At 64.7% G+C, this 13,109-nt stretch carries 17 protein-coding genes and 1 other RNA gene; 12 read left to right on the top strand and 6 right to left on the bottom strand.

Annotated elements, in window-relative coordinates:
* From VF716_RS08315 to secB, 3 genes are all read left to right on the top strand, one after another.
* Window positions 1-414: a rhodanese-like domain-containing protein gene (locus VF716_RS08315; RefSeq protein WP_011915082.1), complete on the top strand. Its 414-nt coding sequence runs from the start codon at window positions 1-3 to the stop codon at window positions 412-414.
* A 2-nt stretch (window positions 415-416) separates the two neighbouring features.
* Window positions 417-671 (top strand): glutaredoxin 3, encoded by a 255-nt coding sequence (grxC, locus tag VF716_RS08310; protein ID WP_045632414.1) that lies wholly within the window; start codon window positions 417-419, stop codon window positions 669-671.
* A 64-nt stretch (window positions 672-735) separates the two neighbouring features.
* Window positions 736-1,230: a protein-export chaperone SecB gene (gene secB / locus VF716_RS08305; protein WP_011915080.1), complete on the top strand. Its 495-nt coding sequence runs from the start codon at window positions 736-738 to the stop codon at window positions 1,228-1,230.
* 57 nt (window positions 1,231-1,287) lie between these two features.
* Here the strand turns inward: secB and VF716_RS08300 are convergent, their stop codons facing one another.
* The gene (locus tag VF716_RS08300) at window positions 1,288-2,268 is read right to left on the bottom strand and encodes an NADPH:quinone oxidoreductase family protein (RefSeq protein WP_048330216.1); all 981 of its coding nucleotides are present in this window, start codon (window positions 2,266-2,268) and stop codon (window positions 1,288-1,290) included.
* 230 nt (window positions 2,269-2,498) lie between these two features.
* Here VF716_RS08300 and VF716_RS08295 point away from each other — a divergent pair, with 230 nt between their 5' ends.
* On the top strand, window positions 2,499-2,885 hold the full coding sequence (locus VF716_RS08295) for a flagellar basal body-associated protein FliL (RefSeq protein ID WP_014598073.1): 387 nt from the start codon (window positions 2,499-2,501) through the stop codon (window positions 2,883-2,885).
* Window position 2,886: 1 nt separating this feature from the next.
* On the opposite strand, the gene VF716_RS08290 is transcribed toward VF716_RS08295, so the two are convergent.
* Complete coding sequence (locus tag VF716_RS08290; RefSeq protein WP_440552462.1) at window positions 2,887-3,336, bottom strand: EVE domain-containing protein; 450 nt, start codon at window positions 3,334-3,336, stop codon at window positions 2,887-2,889.
* A gap of 197 nt (window positions 3,337-3,533) precedes the next feature.
* Here VF716_RS08290 and VF716_RS08285 point away from each other — a divergent pair, with 197 nt between their 5' ends.
* Window positions 3,534-3,686, top strand: coding sequence for a hypothetical protein (locus tag VF716_RS08285; protein WP_011915077.1), 153 nt, complete (start codon window positions 3,534-3,536; stop codon window positions 3,684-3,686).
* Between the two features lie 25 nt (window positions 3,687-3,711).
* Here VF716_RS08285 and VF716_RS08280 read toward each other — a convergent pair whose 3' ends face one another.
* The 4 genes from VF716_RS08280 to VF716_RS08265 form a co-directional block, all read right to left on the bottom strand.
* Window positions 3,712-4,317 (bottom strand): 5-formyltetrahydrofolate cyclo-ligase, encoded by a 606-nt coding sequence (locus VF716_RS08280; protein WP_011915076.1) that lies wholly within the window; start codon window positions 4,315-4,317, stop codon window positions 3,712-3,714.
* A gap of 6 nt (window positions 4,318-4,323) precedes the next feature.
* Window positions 4,324-4,502: non-coding RNA, 6S RNA (gene ssrS / locus VF716_RS08275), on the bottom strand.
* Between the two features lie 138 nt (window positions 4,503-4,640).
* Window positions 4,641-4,955: a cell division protein ZapA gene (locus VF716_RS08270; RefSeq protein ID WP_013984417.1), complete on the bottom strand. Its 315-nt coding sequence runs from the start codon at window positions 4,953-4,955 to the stop codon at window positions 4,641-4,643.
* Complete coding sequence (locus VF716_RS08265) at window positions 4,952-5,161, bottom strand: TIGR02449 family protein (protein ID WP_011915075.1); 210 nt, start codon at window positions 5,159-5,161, stop codon at window positions 4,952-4,954. Before VF716_RS08265 ends, VF716_RS08270 begins: the two co-directional genes overlap by 4 nt.
* A gap of 129 nt (window positions 5,162-5,290) precedes the next feature.
* On the opposite strand from VF716_RS08265, the gene VF716_RS08260 reads away from it, so the two are divergent.
* The 7 genes from VF716_RS08260 (at window position 5,291) to VF716_RS08230 (ending at window position 12,952) form a co-directional block, all read left to right on the top strand.
* The gene (locus VF716_RS08260; protein ID WP_017244161.1) at window positions 5,291-5,845 is read left to right on the top strand and encodes a YecA/YgfB family protein; all 555 of its coding nucleotides are present in this window, start codon (window positions 5,291-5,293) and stop codon (window positions 5,843-5,845) included.
* A 16-nt stretch (window positions 5,846-5,861) separates the two neighbouring features.
* Entirely contained in the window at window positions 5,862-7,196 is a 1,335-nt protein-coding gene (pepP, locus tag VF716_RS08255; RefSeq protein WP_013984415.1) for a Xaa-Pro aminopeptidase, read from the top strand.
* Window positions 7,196-8,374, top strand: a complete 1,179-nt coding sequence (ubiH, locus tag VF716_RS08250) for a 2-octaprenyl-6-methoxyphenyl hydroxylase (protein ID WP_011915072.1) — start codon at window positions 7,196-7,198, stop codon at window positions 8,372-8,374. Before pepP ends, ubiH begins: the two co-directional genes overlap by 1 nt.
* 25 nt (window positions 8,375-8,399) lie before the next feature.
* Complete coding sequence (locus VF716_RS08245) at window positions 8,400-8,888, top strand: DUF4442 domain-containing protein (RefSeq protein WP_020308788.1); 489 nt, start codon at window positions 8,400-8,402, stop codon at window positions 8,886-8,888.
* On the top strand, window positions 8,888-10,108 hold the full coding sequence (locus VF716_RS08240; protein ID WP_440552458.1) for a 2-octaprenyl-3-methyl-6-methoxy-1,4-benzoquinol hydroxylase: 1,221 nt from the start codon (window positions 8,888-8,890) through the stop codon (window positions 10,106-10,108). The genes VF716_RS08245 and VF716_RS08240 overlap by 1 nt, the downstream gene beginning before the upstream one ends.
* Before the next feature lie 110 nt (window positions 10,109-10,218).
* Entirely contained in the window at window positions 10,219-11,220 is a 1,002-nt protein-coding gene (locus VF716_RS08235; protein ID WP_011915069.1) for an extracellular solute-binding protein, read from the top strand.
* Window positions 11,221-11,335: 115 nt separating this feature from the next.
* Window positions 11,336-12,952, top strand: a complete 1,617-nt coding sequence (locus VF716_RS08230; protein ID WP_011915068.1) for an ABC transporter permease — start codon at window positions 11,336-11,338, stop codon at window positions 12,950-12,952.
* The last annotated feature ends 157 nt before the right edge of the window (window positions 12,953-13,109 follow it).

Here is a 13,109-nt window from a genome sequence, read left to right as displayed (position 1 = left end):
ATGCTCGCTAACCTGATTGAATTTGTCTCTAACCACTATGTACTCAGCAGCCTGTTCGTGGCGCTGTTGATCCTTCTGTTCATCACCGAGACACGCAAGGGTGGCAAGAGCCTGAGCAATCGCGAACTGACGGCACTGGTCAACAGTGGCGAGGGCGTGGTGTTGGACGTGCGCGCCAAGAAGGAGTTCGACGCCGGCCATATCGTCGATGCATTGAACATTCCCTACGAGAAACTGGTCAGCCGCACAGGCGAGCTGGAAAAGCACAAGGCCAAGACCATCATCGTGGTCGACGCCATGGGGCAGCACGCCGGAACGGCCTGCCGTGAGCTGCAGAAGGCAGGCTTCACCGCCGCCAAGTTGTCGGGAGGGATTTCCAGCTGGCGCGGCGACAATCTGCCAGTGGTCAAGTAATCATGCCCAACATCGTCATCTATACCACCGCCTGGTGCCCGTTCTGCATCCGCGCCAAGGCGCTGCTCGATCGCAAGGGTGTCGCCTACGAGGAAATTCCCGTGGATGGCAACCCGACCCTGCGCGCCGAGATGGCCAGCAAGGCCGGACGCACCTCGGTGCCGCAGATATGGATCGGCGACAAGCACGTCGGCGGCTGCGATGAGCTGCACGCTCTGGAGCGCGCCGGACGCCTCGACCCGTTGCTGCAGGCCTGAGGCCGGCACCGCGGGTCCGCGAACAATTCAAACGACACGCACAACTGGATAGAAGGTTGCAGAAATGACCGAACAAGCTAACAACGGCGGCGCAGCGTCGCAGAACGAACAGGGTGCGCAGTTCTCCCTGCAGCGCATCTACGTCCGCGACCTGTCCTTCGAAGCGCCGAAGAGCCCGGAAATTTTCCGTCAGGAATGGAATCCGAGTGTCGCGCTGGACCTGAACACCAAGCAGAAGCAGTTGGAAAGCGACTTCTACGAAGTGGTGCTGACCCTCTCGGTCACCGTCAAGACCGGTGAGGAAGTGGCCTTCATCGCCGAGGTGCAGCAGGCCGGGATTTTCCTGATCAAGGGCCTGGAAGCGGCTGCGATGAGCCACACGCTTGGTGCGTTCTGCCCGAACATCCTCTTCCCGTATGCCCGCGAAGCGCTGGACAGCCTGGTGACCCGCGGCTCCTTCCCGGCGCTGATGCTGGCTCCGGTGAATTTCGATGCGCTCTACGCCCAGGAAATGGCGCGCATGCAGAGCGCCGGCGAGGCACCCGCCACCGCCCATTGATCCGATCGGATCGTGCAGGAAGCGTCTGACGCTTCCTGCAGTCCCCTAGGTGCGTTCTTAGCGCACCTGCACCACCAGCTTGCCCACAGCCTTGCGCTGACCCAGCGTGGCGATGGCCTGGCCGGCTTCCTCCAGCGTGAAGCGTTGCGACACCAGCGGCTTGAGCTTGCCTTCGGCGTGCCAGGCGAACAGCTGGCGGAAATTCGCAGCGTTGTCCTGCGGCTGGCGTTGGGCGAAGGCGCCCCAGAACACGCCTATCAGTGCCGCACCCTTGAGCAGCGGCAGGTTGGCCGGTAGTGCCGGGATATCGCCGCCGGCGGCAAAGCCGACCACCAGCATGCGACCGTTCCAGGCGATGCTGCGGAAGGCCTCCTCGAACAGCTTGCCGCCCACCGGGTCGTAGATCACATCCACGCCCTGGCCGCCGGTAAGTTCCTTCAGGCGCTCCTTCAGGCTCACTTCGCTGTAGTTGATCAGCTCGTCGGCGCCGGCATTCTTCGCCACCTCCAGCTTCTCGGCGCTGGAGGCCGCGGCAATCACCCGGGCGCCCATGGCCTTGCCGATCTCCACGGCAGCCAGGCCGACACCACCGGAGGCGCCCAGTACCAGCAGGGTTTCACCGGGCTGCAGGTTGGCGCGCTGCTTGAGCGCGTGCATCGAGGTGCCGTAGGTCATGCTGAAGGCAGCAGCGGTGGCGAAGTCCATGCTCGGCGGAATCGGCAGCGCATTGCTGCCGGCCACCGCCACCTGCTCGGCGAAGCTGCCCCAGCCGGTCAGCGCCATGACCCGGTCGCCCACCTTCAGGTGACTGACCTTTTCGCCGACCGCAGCGACCACGCCGGCCGCCTCGCCGCCGGGCGAAAACGGAAACGGCGGCTTGAACTGGTATTTGCCCTCGATCATCAACGTGTCCGGGAAATTGACCCCGGCAGCATGCACGTCGAGCAGGATCTCGCTCGGTTTGATCTGAGGGGAGGGGGCATCTTCGACAACCAGGCTTTCGGGCGGGCCGAAGCTTTTGCACAGGACGGCTTTCATCGCTTTTCCTTGTTCGACTGGTCGGACGCTTGCCGCCCGACATGGGATGGCTCGACTGCTCAGGGCTTTCAGTCTAGGAGCGCTACGTGGCGAGGCAATCAGCATCGCTCGCTGTAATGGCGGCGTATAAGTGGCAGGCGGTAGTGCAACGGCTTGGGCGTTGTGCTGTGACTGGTTATGCTGGCAGGGTTTCCTCTCTGGAGCCGCAGCGCGTGAGATACCTACTTTCGATGTTTTTCTGCCTGGCAGTTGCCGGAGCCGTTCAAGCCAATGAGTCGGCCGATGAGTCCGCTGCTCCACAGACCCTCTATTACGCGCTGACGCCGGCGATGGTAGGCAACTATGCCTCCGGCGAGCGACTCAAGTACTTCAAGGCCGACGTGGCGCTGCGTATTTCCAGCAAGGAGGTGGAGGATCGGGTCAAGCACCACGAGCCGCTGATCCGCCATCAGCTGGTGATGCTGTTCTCCGAGCAGACCGACGAGACGCTGGGCAGTGTCGAGGCCAAGGAGCTCTTGCGTCAGGAAGCATTGAAACAGGTGCGCGAAGTGCTCGAGCAGGAAGAGGGCAAGCCTCTGGTCGACGATCTGCTGTTCAATAACCTGATCATCCAGTAGCTCAGCGCATCGCCAGGATCGCTTGCCACTCGGTGTCGCTTACCGGCATGACCGAGAGGCGGCTGCCTTTTTTCACCAGTGCCAGTTCCCGCAGCGCCGGGTTAGCTTTGAGCCGAGCCAGCGCGAGGGGAGTCGAGAAGGCTTCGACAAATTCGACGTCCACGGCACTCCAGGGGTTGGCTTCGCTGCTGGCCTTGCCATCGTGATAGGGGCTTTCGGGATCCAGGGCGGTAGGGTCGGGGTAGGCGCTGCGGATGACCCGGCCGACTCCGGCGATACCCGGCTCGGCGCAGCTGGAGTGATAGAAGAAAAAATGATCCCCCTCCTGCATCTGGCGCAGGAAGTTACGCGCCTGATAGTTGCGTACGCCATCCCAGCGTCCGTGGCCCAGTTTTTTCAGGTCCTGGATGGATAACTCATCGGGTTCGGACTTCATTAACCAGTAAGGCATGAACCTTGCTCTCCGTTGGTTCGGTTCGATCAGACCATGATGGCAAAATCTCCGACAATCGGCTGCAATACGGATTTGCGCAGTGCCGAGGCTTCACGGAAAATGCCGCGGCTGTAAGGTGGCCTATCGAGTCCTAGAACGATAAATCACATCGACTCGACGCAAGCATTTCGCCTGGTAGGGGGAGGCGAACACACATGAAACGCAAGCCCGATATTCTCTGGATTCTGGTCTTCATCTTCGGCCTGGGCGTAGTCACCACCGGCTATACGCAGAGCCTGTGGGAGCGCAACGACGGCGCCGCGGGCATGGCCCCGGTGATCCAGGTGCAGCAGACCCAGCAACGCTGACCGAGCGCCGCATGGACGCGGCGTTTCAGCGCTCGACGTACCAGCCCCGGTCCGTCACCGTACCCAGCAGGGGTACATCCCAGCTCTCCAGCGGCAGTCGATCGACTCGCTGGCATTCATGGGCCAGGCCCAGAAGCGTCGGTTTGTGACTTTTTTTGCGCCTGGCGCGGTACGCGAGGCTGCGATCATAGAACCCGCCGCCCATGCCCAGCCGCCCGCCATTCCCATCGAAACCCACCAATGGCATCAACAGCAGGTCCAGCGCCCAGACGCGACGCTGTCGAGCGGTTCGAATCACGGGTTCGAAGATGCCGAAGCGGTTGCGCCGCAGCCGCTCGCCGGGCTCGATGCGCTGGAACACCATGCGCGTGCGCGGCCATGGGTTGAGTACCGGCAGATAGGTCGCCTTGCCCCGGCGTTGCGCGGCGCGCAGCAGCAGGCGTGGATCGATCTCGCCGTCGTTGGGCAGATACAGGGCGATATGCCGGGCGCGACGAAAGAGCGGGTGATGGCTGAGTTGCCGGTAGAGGCGGCGGGCGGCGTGGCGTTGCTGGGCGGGAGAGAGTTGGCGCCGGGTCTGGCGCAGCTTGCGACGCAGCGCCGGGCGCGAGAGGCCTTCGGCTACGATCATCGGAAGTGGCTCCCCAGCATGCCGCTGCCAGCGTAGGCCCTTGAACCCGAGAGTTCAAGGTGGCGACTACAGAGTACCTTAAGGCTTTCCGTCAGGCGGACATGCACACCGGCACCACGTGTAGCCTCCATGGTGTTGCTTATCGGGAGAGGGTCATCGCCGACTGGCGAACATGCCAGGGAGTTGGCCGCAGTATACCTCAACAATCCGGCCTCTGGTCCCGGTTCATCGGGAACCCTGGCGCCGGGCCGGCGACAGGCGGAACGAGCGTCGCGCGAGTCCTGCCACTGCACAGGGCGCCACTCGGTCGGCAACACCGCCAATCAGTTGCCGGATGGGTTGGGGTCGGTGGCCAGGGCGCTGTCCACGCGCTCCAGCAGCATGCGTACATGCTCGCGTGCGCTGCTGGCTTCGGCATCCAGGCGGTCATGCTTGTGCAACAGCTCATGGGTGATGTTCAGCGCAGCCATGACGGCCACGCGATCGGCGCCAATGACTTTGCCGCTGCTGCGGATCTCGCGCATCTTGCGATCCAGGTAGCGGGCCGCGCCTTCCAGGTTGCTGCGTTCTTCCGGCGGACAGGCAATGCAGTATTCCTTGTCCATGATGTGCACGGTAACGGTGTTCGGCTGGGTCATGAGTCCTGCTCCAGGGCTTTCAGGCGCGAAATCATTGATTCGACCTTCAACCGGGCCATTTCGTTCTTTTCGATCAGATGAGCGCGCTCTTCGCGCCAGGCCCGCTCGTTGGCCAGCAGCAGGTGGTTCTGCGCCTTGAGTTGTTCGATGCGCTGAATCAGCTGCTCCAGCTTGGCGGTCAGCGCTTTCAGATCGGCGTCTTCCATGGGATTCCTGTTGGGGCTCGGCTGAAGACGGAGGAGATGCCCGGGGGCTTCGATGGTCTTGCCGCGGCCGCCGGTGCTAGGATACGAAGCCTTCATTCTAGTCATTGCGCCACCGTGCGCCTAGCCGCCATGTCCATTCAGAACTCCCCTTATGCTGCTTTCGCCACGCTTTTGGCAGGCAGTCCACAAAGCGTATCGCCGGCCGAGCTGCACGGCCTTTTGCTCGGGCGCAGTTGCGCCGGTGCCGGTTTCGACGTCGAGCCCTGGTTGCTCGATGCCTCTGACCTGCTCGGCGAAGCGCCGCAGGACAACGTGCGTCAGGCGCTTATCGGCCTGCAGGAAATGGTCAAGGGCGAGCTCGCCGGTGACGACATCGCCATCGTGTTGCTGCTGCCCAGCGACGATGCGCCACTGGCCGAACGCGCCGTGGCCCTCGGCCAGTGGTGCCAGGGCTTTCTCGCCGGCTTCGGCCTGACCGCCGGCGACCGTGCCCTGAGCAGCGAAGCCATGGAAGTGCTGCAGGATCTCTCGGCCATCGCGCAGATCCAGGACTCGCTGGAAGAGTCCGAGGACGGCGAGACCGACTATATGGAAGTGATGGAATATCTGCGCGTAGCGCCGCTGCTGCTGTTCACCGAATGCGCCAAGCCGCTGCCCGCTGCCGCGAAACCTTCCCTGCATTGAGGACACCGTTGCGCCCATGACTCGCATCCCCAGATCGGAATACGCCCGTCGGCGCAAGGCGCTGATGGAGCAGATGGAACCCAACAGCATCGCCATCCTGCCGGCGGCGCCGATGTACATCCGCAACCGCGATGTCGAGCATGTCTACCGCCAGGACAGCGACTTCCAGTACCTCTCCGGCTTCCCCGAGCCGGAAGCGGTGATCGCCCTGATTCCGGGCCGCGAGCATGGCGAGTACGTGCTGTTCTGCCGCGAGCGCGATCCCGAGCGCGAGCTCTGGGACGGCCTGCGTGCCGGGCAGGACGGTGCCATCGCTGAATACGGTGCCGACGATGCCTTTCCCATCGGCGATATCGACGACATCCTGCCCGGCCTGATCGAGGGCCGCGATCGGGTCTACTACGCCATCGGCACCAACGAAGCCTTCGATCACCGGCTGATGGAGTGGATCAAGACCATCCGCGCCAAGGCGCGCCAGGGTGCGCAGCCGCCCAGCGAGTTCGTCGCCCTCGATCACCTGCTGCACGACATGCGTCTGTACAAGTCGAGCAGCGAGGTGAAAGTGATGAAGCACGCCGCGGAGATTTCCGCCCGTGCGCACATCCGGGCCATGCAGGCCAGCCGCGCCGGCCTGTTCGAGTACCACCTGGAAGCCGAACTGGACTACGAGTTCCGCAAGGGTGGCGCGAAGATGCCGGCCTACGGCAGCATCGTCGCCGCCGGCAGGAACGCCTGCATCCTGCATTACCGGGAGAACGATGCGCCGCTCAAGGATGGCGATCTGGTGCTGATCGACGCCGGTTGCGAGATCGACTGCTACGCCAGCGATATCACCCGCACCTTCCCGGTCAGCGGCAGGTTCTCGCCCGAGCAGAAGGCCATCTACGAGCTGGTGCTCAAGGCCAACGAAGAAGCCTTCAAGCACATCGCACCCGGCAAGCACTGGAACGAGGCGCACGAGGCCACGGTGCGGGTGATCACCGCCGGCCTGGTGGAGCTGGGTCTGCTGCAGGGTGAGGTCGACCAGCTGATCGCCAGCGAGGCCTACAAACCTTTCTATATGCATCGCGCCGGCCACTGGCTGGGCATGGACGTGCACGACGTCGGCGATTACAAGATCGGTGGCGAGTGGCGCGTGCTCGAGCCGGGCATGGCGATGACCGTGGAGCCTGGCATCTATATCGCCGCGGACAACCAGAACGTCGCCAAGAAATGGCGCGGCATCGGCGTACGCATTGAGGACGACGTGGTGGTGACCAAGAACGGCTGCGAGATCCTCACCGGTGGCGTGCCGAAGAGCGTGGCCGAGATCGAGGCACTGATGGCCGCCGCACGAGAACAGGCCGCCTGATGCAGAGCCTGGCGATCATCGGGGGCGGACTGGTCGGCGCGAGCCTTGCGCTGGCCTTGCAGGAGGGCGCCCGTGAGCGTGGCTGGCGTATCCACCTGATCGAGCCGTTCGAGCCGGGGCACGAGTACCAGCCGAGCTACGATGCGCGCTCCACGGCGCTGTCCTACGGCACCCGGCTGATCTATCAGCGTCTGGGCCTGTGGGAACGGATCGCCGAGCGTGCCGAGCCGATTCTGCGCATCCACGTTTCCGAACGCGGCCGCTTCGGTGCCGCCCGGCTGGATGCGCGGAACGAGGCGGTCGAGGCGCTGGGCTATGTGGTAGAGAACGCCTGGATCGGACATTGCCTGTGGCAGGCGCTGGACGACGAGGTGGTGGTGCGCCATTGCCCGGCCGAAGTCGAGCGGCTGGAGCCCGGCACCGCCGGTTATCGCTTGAGCTTCACCGATGGCCAGCGGCTGGAGTGCGCGCTGACGGTGCTGGCCGACGGCGGCCGCTCCAGCCTGCGCGAGCAACTCGGCATCCAGGTTGCGCGCAGGCCTTACGGACAGACCGCGCTGATCGCCAACATCACCCCGGGAAAGCCCCATGGCGGGCTGGCTTTCGAGCGCTTCACCGAAGACGGCCCGATGGCGCTGCTGCCGCTGCAGGACCATCGCTGCGCCCTGGTATGGACCCGCTCGCCGGCCGATGCCACGCGCCTGGCCCAGGCCCACGAATCGGTGTTTCTTGCCGAACTGCAGGACGCCTTCGGCTATCGGCTGGGCGCGCTGCAGCAGGTCGGCGCCCGTCATCTGTACCCGCTGACGCTGATCGAGGCCGAGGAACAGGTACGCTCGGGGCTGGTGGTGCTGGGCAATGCCGCCCACAGCCTGCATCCGATCGCCGGACAGGGTTACAACCTCTCGCTACGGGACGTGGATGCGCTGAGTGCCGCGTTGCTGCGCAGCGAAGCGCCGCTGGGCGATCTGGCGCTGCTGCAGGAATACGCCCGCCGGCAACGTTTCGATCAGCGCCTGACCGTGGGTTTCTCCGACCAGGTTACCCGCCTGTTCGGCGATTCCGGACGGCTCGTCGCCACCGGACGTAACCTCGGCTTGCTCGGCCTGGACCTGGCTCCCGTGGCCAAACGCTGGTTCGCGCGCCAGGCCATGGGCCTCGGCACACGTGCCGGCTGACCGCGCCGTACCCGCGGGCTTCCGCATGGATGGGTCCAGGCTGGCGCGCAAGGCGCGATTTCTGCGCTGGGCCTTGAACTTCTACCCGCCGTACCTCGGCGCCGGGGTGCGGGTGCGACATATCAGCGCCGACCTGCGCCTGGTCCGGGTCAAGATGGTGCTGCGCTGGTACAACCGCAACTACGTGGGCACGCAGTTCGGCGGATCGCTGTATTCCATGGTCGATCCGTTCTTTGTGCTGATGCTCTTGGAGAACCTCGGGCCGGACTACATCGTCTGGGACAAGGCGGCCAACATCGAATTCGTCAGCCCCGGACGGGGCGCGGTTTACGCCGATTTCAGCATCAGCCAGCAACTGCTCGACGAGATTCGCATGCGCACCGCCGAAGGCAGCAAGTACCTGCCGCGGATGCACGTCGAAGTGCGTGATGGCGACGGTACGCTGGTGGCGCGGGTGCAGAAGACCCTCTACATAAGACTCAAGCCGCGTGCGCGGCAGGCAGGAGACAACTGATGCAAGCCGATCTGATCATCGTCGGTGCCGGAATGGTCGGCAGTACGCTGGCCCTGGCACTCGAAGGCAGCGGGCTGGACATCCTGGTGCTCGATGCGAGCCCGCTGGAGGCCGCCGATTTCGACCCGCAAGGCGGCTTCGAGCCACGAGTCAGCGCCCTGTCGGCAGCCAGTCAGCGCATCTTCGAGCGCCTCGGCGCCTGGCCGGGGATGTCGGCGCGGCGCGTCAGCCCGTACACCGACATGCACGTCTGGGATGGCTCGGGTACCGGACAGATCCATTTTTCCGCCGCGACCGTGCATGCCGAGGTGCTCGGCCATATCGTCGAGAACCGGGTGGTGCAGGACGCGCTGCTGGAGACGATGCAGCGCCGTGGCGGCCAGCGGTTGCTCGGCGCCGCCCGGTTCGAGCGGCTGGAGCGAATGCCACAAGGCTGGCAACTGACGCTGGACGACGGTCGTCAGCTGAACGCGCCCTTGCTGGTCGCCGCCGATGGCGCCAACTCGGCGGTGCGCCGGCTGGCTGGCTGTGAAACGCGCGAATGGGACTATCTGCATCAGGCCATCGTCACCAGTGTGCGCTGCAGCGAGCCGCATCAGCGGACTGCCTGGCAACGCTTCACCGACGACGGCCCGCTGGCGTTTCTGCCGCTGGAGCGTGATGGCGACCAGCACTGGTGCTCCATCGTCTGGTCGGTTACCGAGCTAGAAGCCAGGCGCCTGATGGCGCTGGATGACGTGGCGTTCCGCGCGGCGCTGGGCCGTGCCTTCGAGCAGCGTCTGGGCGAGGTGGAGGAGGTCGATCCGCGGCTGTGCATTCCACTGCGCCAGCGTCATGCCAAGCGCTACGTGCAGCCTGGGCTCGCGCTGATCGGCGATGCCGCGCACACCATCCATCCACTGGCAGGGCAGGGAGTCAACCTCGGGCTTCTGGACGCAGCGGTACTGGCGCAGGTCATCGAGGCGGCCATGGCGCGTGGTGAGCGGCCGGAAGATATTCGGGTGCTGAGTCGCTTCGAACGCCGCCGCATGCCGCACAACCTGGCGATGATGGCGGCGATGGAGGGCTTCGAGCGACTGTTCCAGGCCGATCCGCTGCCGCTGCGCTGGTTGCGCAACACCGGCCTCAAGGCCGTACAGGCTCTGCCGGAGGCGAAAGCGCTGTTCGTCCGCCAGGCGCTGGGCTTGAGCGGCGACCTGCCTGCGCTGGCGCGGCCTTGATAGCAGACTGATATTTACAAAAGGTTACCGGCACGATTTGTCGCATTGAGAAGGTAAATAACATTCACTACTATTCAGGCCTCTGTTCCATCTCACCAAGAGGCTGTTCCATGCAGGCTAGCAAAGGTTTTCTCGCCGCCCTGGCGCTGACGGCGCTATCGGGCGCTGTCCAGGCTGCCGATGAAGTAGTGGTTTACTCCTCGCGCATCGATGAGCTGATCAAACCGGTATTCGACGCCTACACCAAGAAGACCGGTGTAGCGATCAAGTTCATCACCGACAAGGAAGCTCCGCTGATGGCCCGCATCAAGGCCGAAGGCGCGAACACTCCTGCGGACCTGCTGCTGACCGTCGATGGCGGCAACCTCTGGCAAGCCGAAGAAATGGGCATCCTGCAGCCGCTGAACTCCCAGGTGGTGAAGGACAACATCCCCGCGCAGTACCGCTCCTCCAGCGATGCCTGGACCGGCCTGTCGCTGCGCGCACGGACCATCGTCTACTCGCCGGAGCGGGTCAAGGACGGTGAGCTGACCACCTACGAAGCGCTGGCCGACAAGAACTGGGAAGGCCGCCTGTGCCTGCGCACCAGCAAGAAGGTCTACAACCAGTCGCTGACCGCCACCATGATCGAAACCCATGGCGCCGAGAAGACCGAGCAGATCCTCAAGGGCTGGGTGAACAACCTCGCCACCGACGTATTCGCCGACGACAACGCCGTGGTCATGGCGGTCGACGCCGGCCAGTGCGACGTCGGCATCGTCAACACCTACTATTTCGGTCGTCTGCATGCGCAGAACCCACAGCTCAAGGCCAAGCTGTTCTGGCCGAACCAGCAGGACCGTGGCGTGCACGTCAACCTGTCGGGCATCGGTCTGACCAAGCACGCGCCGAATCCGGATGCTGCGCGCAAGCTGGTGGAGTGGATGACCAGCGCCGAGGCTCAGAGCATTTTCGCGGACATCAATATGGAATACCCGGCCAACCCGGACGTGAAACCGTCCGCCGAAGTTGCGGCATGGGGCGAGTTCAAGGCCGACACCATTCCGGTTGAAGTCGCCGGCAAGCGCCAGGCCGAGGCGATCAAGATGATGGACCGCGCCGGCTGGAACTGATCCGCCTGCCGCCATCGCTGCGGTGACCGCGGCTCAGCCGCCAGGTCTGCCGCTGCGGTTATACTTCGCGCCCCGGCTTGTCCGGGGCGTCGTTTTTCCTGCTGTCGAGGCTTGAGTGTCCCATCCCGTCGAGCGCCGCTGGTATCCCATCTCATTCGCCGTCGCGGCGCTGGTGTTGCTGCCGCTGAGCATTCTGCTGTTCAGCTGGGGCAGCATCGATGGCGAGATCTGGGCGCACCTGTGGGACACGCAGATGCCGCGTTTGCTGGGCAACACGCTGACACTGGTGCTCGGCGTGGGCATCGGCGTGGTGGTGCTCGGGGTCAGCCTCGCCTGGCTGACGGCGTTGTGCGAGTTTCCCGGTCGACGCTGGCTCGACTGGGCGCTGATGTTGCCGTTCGCGATACCCGCCTACGTGCTGGCGTTCGTCTTCATCGGCCTGCTGGATTTCTCCGGGCCGGTGCAGAGCCTGGCCCGCGAGTGGTTCGGCAGCGGTATCCGCTTTCCGCGGGTGCGTTCCACCGGGGGCGTCATCGCGGTGCTGGTGCTGGTGTTCTACCCCTACGTCTATCTGCTGGCGCGTTCGGCCTTTCTGGCTCAGGGCAAGGGGCTGATGGAGGCGGCGCGGGTACTCGGCCAGACGCCCTGGCAGGCCTTCTGGCGCGTGGCGCTGCCGATGGCACGGCCGGCCATCGGTGCCGGGCTGGCGCTGGCGATGATGGAAACGCTGGCCGATTTCGGTGCCGTGGCGGTATTCAACTTCGACACCTTTACCACCGCCATCTACAAGACCTGGTACGGCTTCTTCAGTCTGACCAGCGCCACGCAGCTGGCCAGTCTGCTGCTGCTGGCGGTGATGCTGGTGCTCTACGGCGAGCGCCGGGCGCGCGGCGCGGCGCGGCCGGCCAACGAGCGCGCGCGCTCGGCTGCACTTTATCGGCTGACCGGCGTGAAGGCCTTGGCCGCCAGCGCCTGGTGCGGCCTGGTGTTTCTCTGTGCCTTCGTCATTCCGGTGCTGCAACTGCTGGCCTGGCTCTGGCAGCGCGGGCGCTTCGACCTCGACGAGCGCTACGCCGGGCTGATCCTGCACACGCTCTACCTCGGCGGCATGGCTGCGCTGATCACCGTCAGCGTGGCGCTGCTGCTGGCGTTCGCCCGGCGTCAGGCGCCGGTGCGCTCGATCCGCAGCGCGGTCAGCCTGGCCAACCTGGGTTATGCGCTGCCCGGCTCGGTGCTGGCAGTGTCGATCATGCTGGCGTTCAGTTACCTGGACCGGCACATGGTGATACCGCTGTCGAGCTGGTTGGGCGGGGCCGGCAAGCCGATCCTGCTCGGCAGCCTCGGTGCCTTGCTGCTGGCCTATCTGATCCGCTTCATGGCGGTCGCCTTCGGCCCGCTGGAAAACGCCCTGGCGCGAATTCGTCCATCGCTGCCGCAGGCGTCGCGCAGTCTCGGTGTCGGCGGGCCGGCCCTGTTCTTGCGCGTCTATCTGCCGCTTTTGCTGCCGGGCACGCTGAGTGCGGCGCTGCTGGTGTTCGTCGACGTGCTCAAGGAAATGCCGGCGACTCTGCTGATGCGTCCGTTCGGCTGGGACACTCTGGCGGTGCGCATTTTCGAGATGACCAGCGAAGGCGAATGGGCGCGCGCCTCGCTGCCGGCGCTGACGCTGGTGCTGGTCGGCCTACTACCGGTGATCCTGCTGATTCGTCGCTCGGCCAGGCGCGTCGGCTAGCCTGCCGAGGCTTTCCGGTGGCGCTGCACGCGGTCCGGTAGCGCCCGTGTAAGGCCGTTCGACCTCCAGTCTCCTGCCGCCTGATGCGCCGTGACCTCCTGCCACCTTGGGGCTACAATGCGCGCCATTCGAAAGTCGCCGCTCCCCGCAAGGGCCG

Source organism: Stutzerimonas sp. Brlt_14 (assembly GCF_051948915.1).
Taxonomy (GTDB): domain Bacteria; phylum Pseudomonadota; class Gammaproteobacteria; order Pseudomonadales; family Pseudomonadaceae; genus Stutzerimonas; species Stutzerimonas stutzeri.
The sequence above is the reverse complement of the archived record's forward strand: the minus strand, read 5'-3'. Positions and strand labels throughout refer to the sequence as shown.

Excerpts from the sequence above, each read along its gene's own strand:
- VF716_RS08280 (WP_011915076.1), bottom strand. The coding sequence starts at position 4,317 with ATGATCGTAGCCGAAGGCCTCTCGCGCCCGGCGCTGCGTCGCAAGCTG.
- VF716_RS08260 (WP_017244161.1), top strand. The coding sequence starts at position 5,291 with ATGTCCATTCAGAACTCCCCTTATGCTGCTTTCGCCACGCTTTTGGCA.
- VF716_RS08295 (WP_014598073.1), top strand. The coding sequence starts at position 2,499 with ATGTTTTTCTGCCTGGCAGTTGCCGGAGCCGTTCAAGCCAATGAGTCG.
- VF716_RS08240 (WP_440552458.1), top strand. The coding sequence starts at position 8,888 with ATGCAAGCCGATCTGATCATCGTCGGTGCCGGAATGGTCGGCAGTACG.
- VF716_RS08265 (WP_011915075.1), bottom strand. The coding sequence starts at position 5,161 with ATGGAAGACGCCGATCTGAAAGCGCTGACCGCCAAGCTGGAGCAGCTG.
- pepP (WP_013984415.1), top strand. The coding sequence starts at position 5,862 with ATGACTCGCATCCCCAGATCGGAATACGCCCGTCGGCGCAAGGCGCTG.
- VF716_RS08300 (WP_048330216.1), bottom strand. The coding sequence starts at position 2,268 with ATGAAAGCCGTCCTGTGCAAAAGCTTCGGCCCGCCCGAAAGCCTGGTT.
- grxC (WP_045632414.1), top strand. The coding sequence starts at position 417 with ATGCCCAACATCGTCATCTATACCACCGCCTGGTGCCCGTTCTGCATC.
- VF716_RS08290 (WP_440552462.1), bottom strand. The coding sequence starts at position 3,336 with ATGCCTTACTGGTTAATGAAGTCCGAACCCGATGAGTTATCCATCCAG.
- ubiH (WP_011915072.1), top strand. The coding sequence starts at position 7,196 with ATGCAGAGCCTGGCGATCATCGGGGGCGGACTGGTCGGCGCGAGCCTT.
- secB (WP_011915080.1), top strand. The coding sequence starts at position 736 with ATGACCGAACAAGCTAACAACGGCGGCGCAGCGTCGCAGAACGAACAG.
- VF716_RS08245 (WP_020308788.1), top strand. The coding sequence starts at position 8,400 with ATGGATGGGTCCAGGCTGGCGCGCAAGGCGCGATTTCTGCGCTGGGCC.
- VF716_RS08315 (WP_011915082.1), top strand. The coding sequence starts at position 1 with ATGCTCGCTAACCTGATTGAATTTGTCTCTAACCACTATGTACTCAGC.
- VF716_RS08270 (WP_013984417.1), bottom strand. The coding sequence starts at position 4,955 with ATGACCCAGCCGAACACCGTTACCGTGCACATCATGGACAAGGAATAC.
- VF716_RS08235 (WP_011915069.1), top strand. The coding sequence starts at position 10,219 with ATGCAGGCTAGCAAAGGTTTTCTCGCCGCCCTGGCGCTGACGGCGCTA.
- VF716_RS08285 (WP_011915077.1), top strand. The coding sequence starts at position 3,534 with ATGAAACGCAAGCCCGATATTCTCTGGATTCTGGTCTTCATCTTCGGC.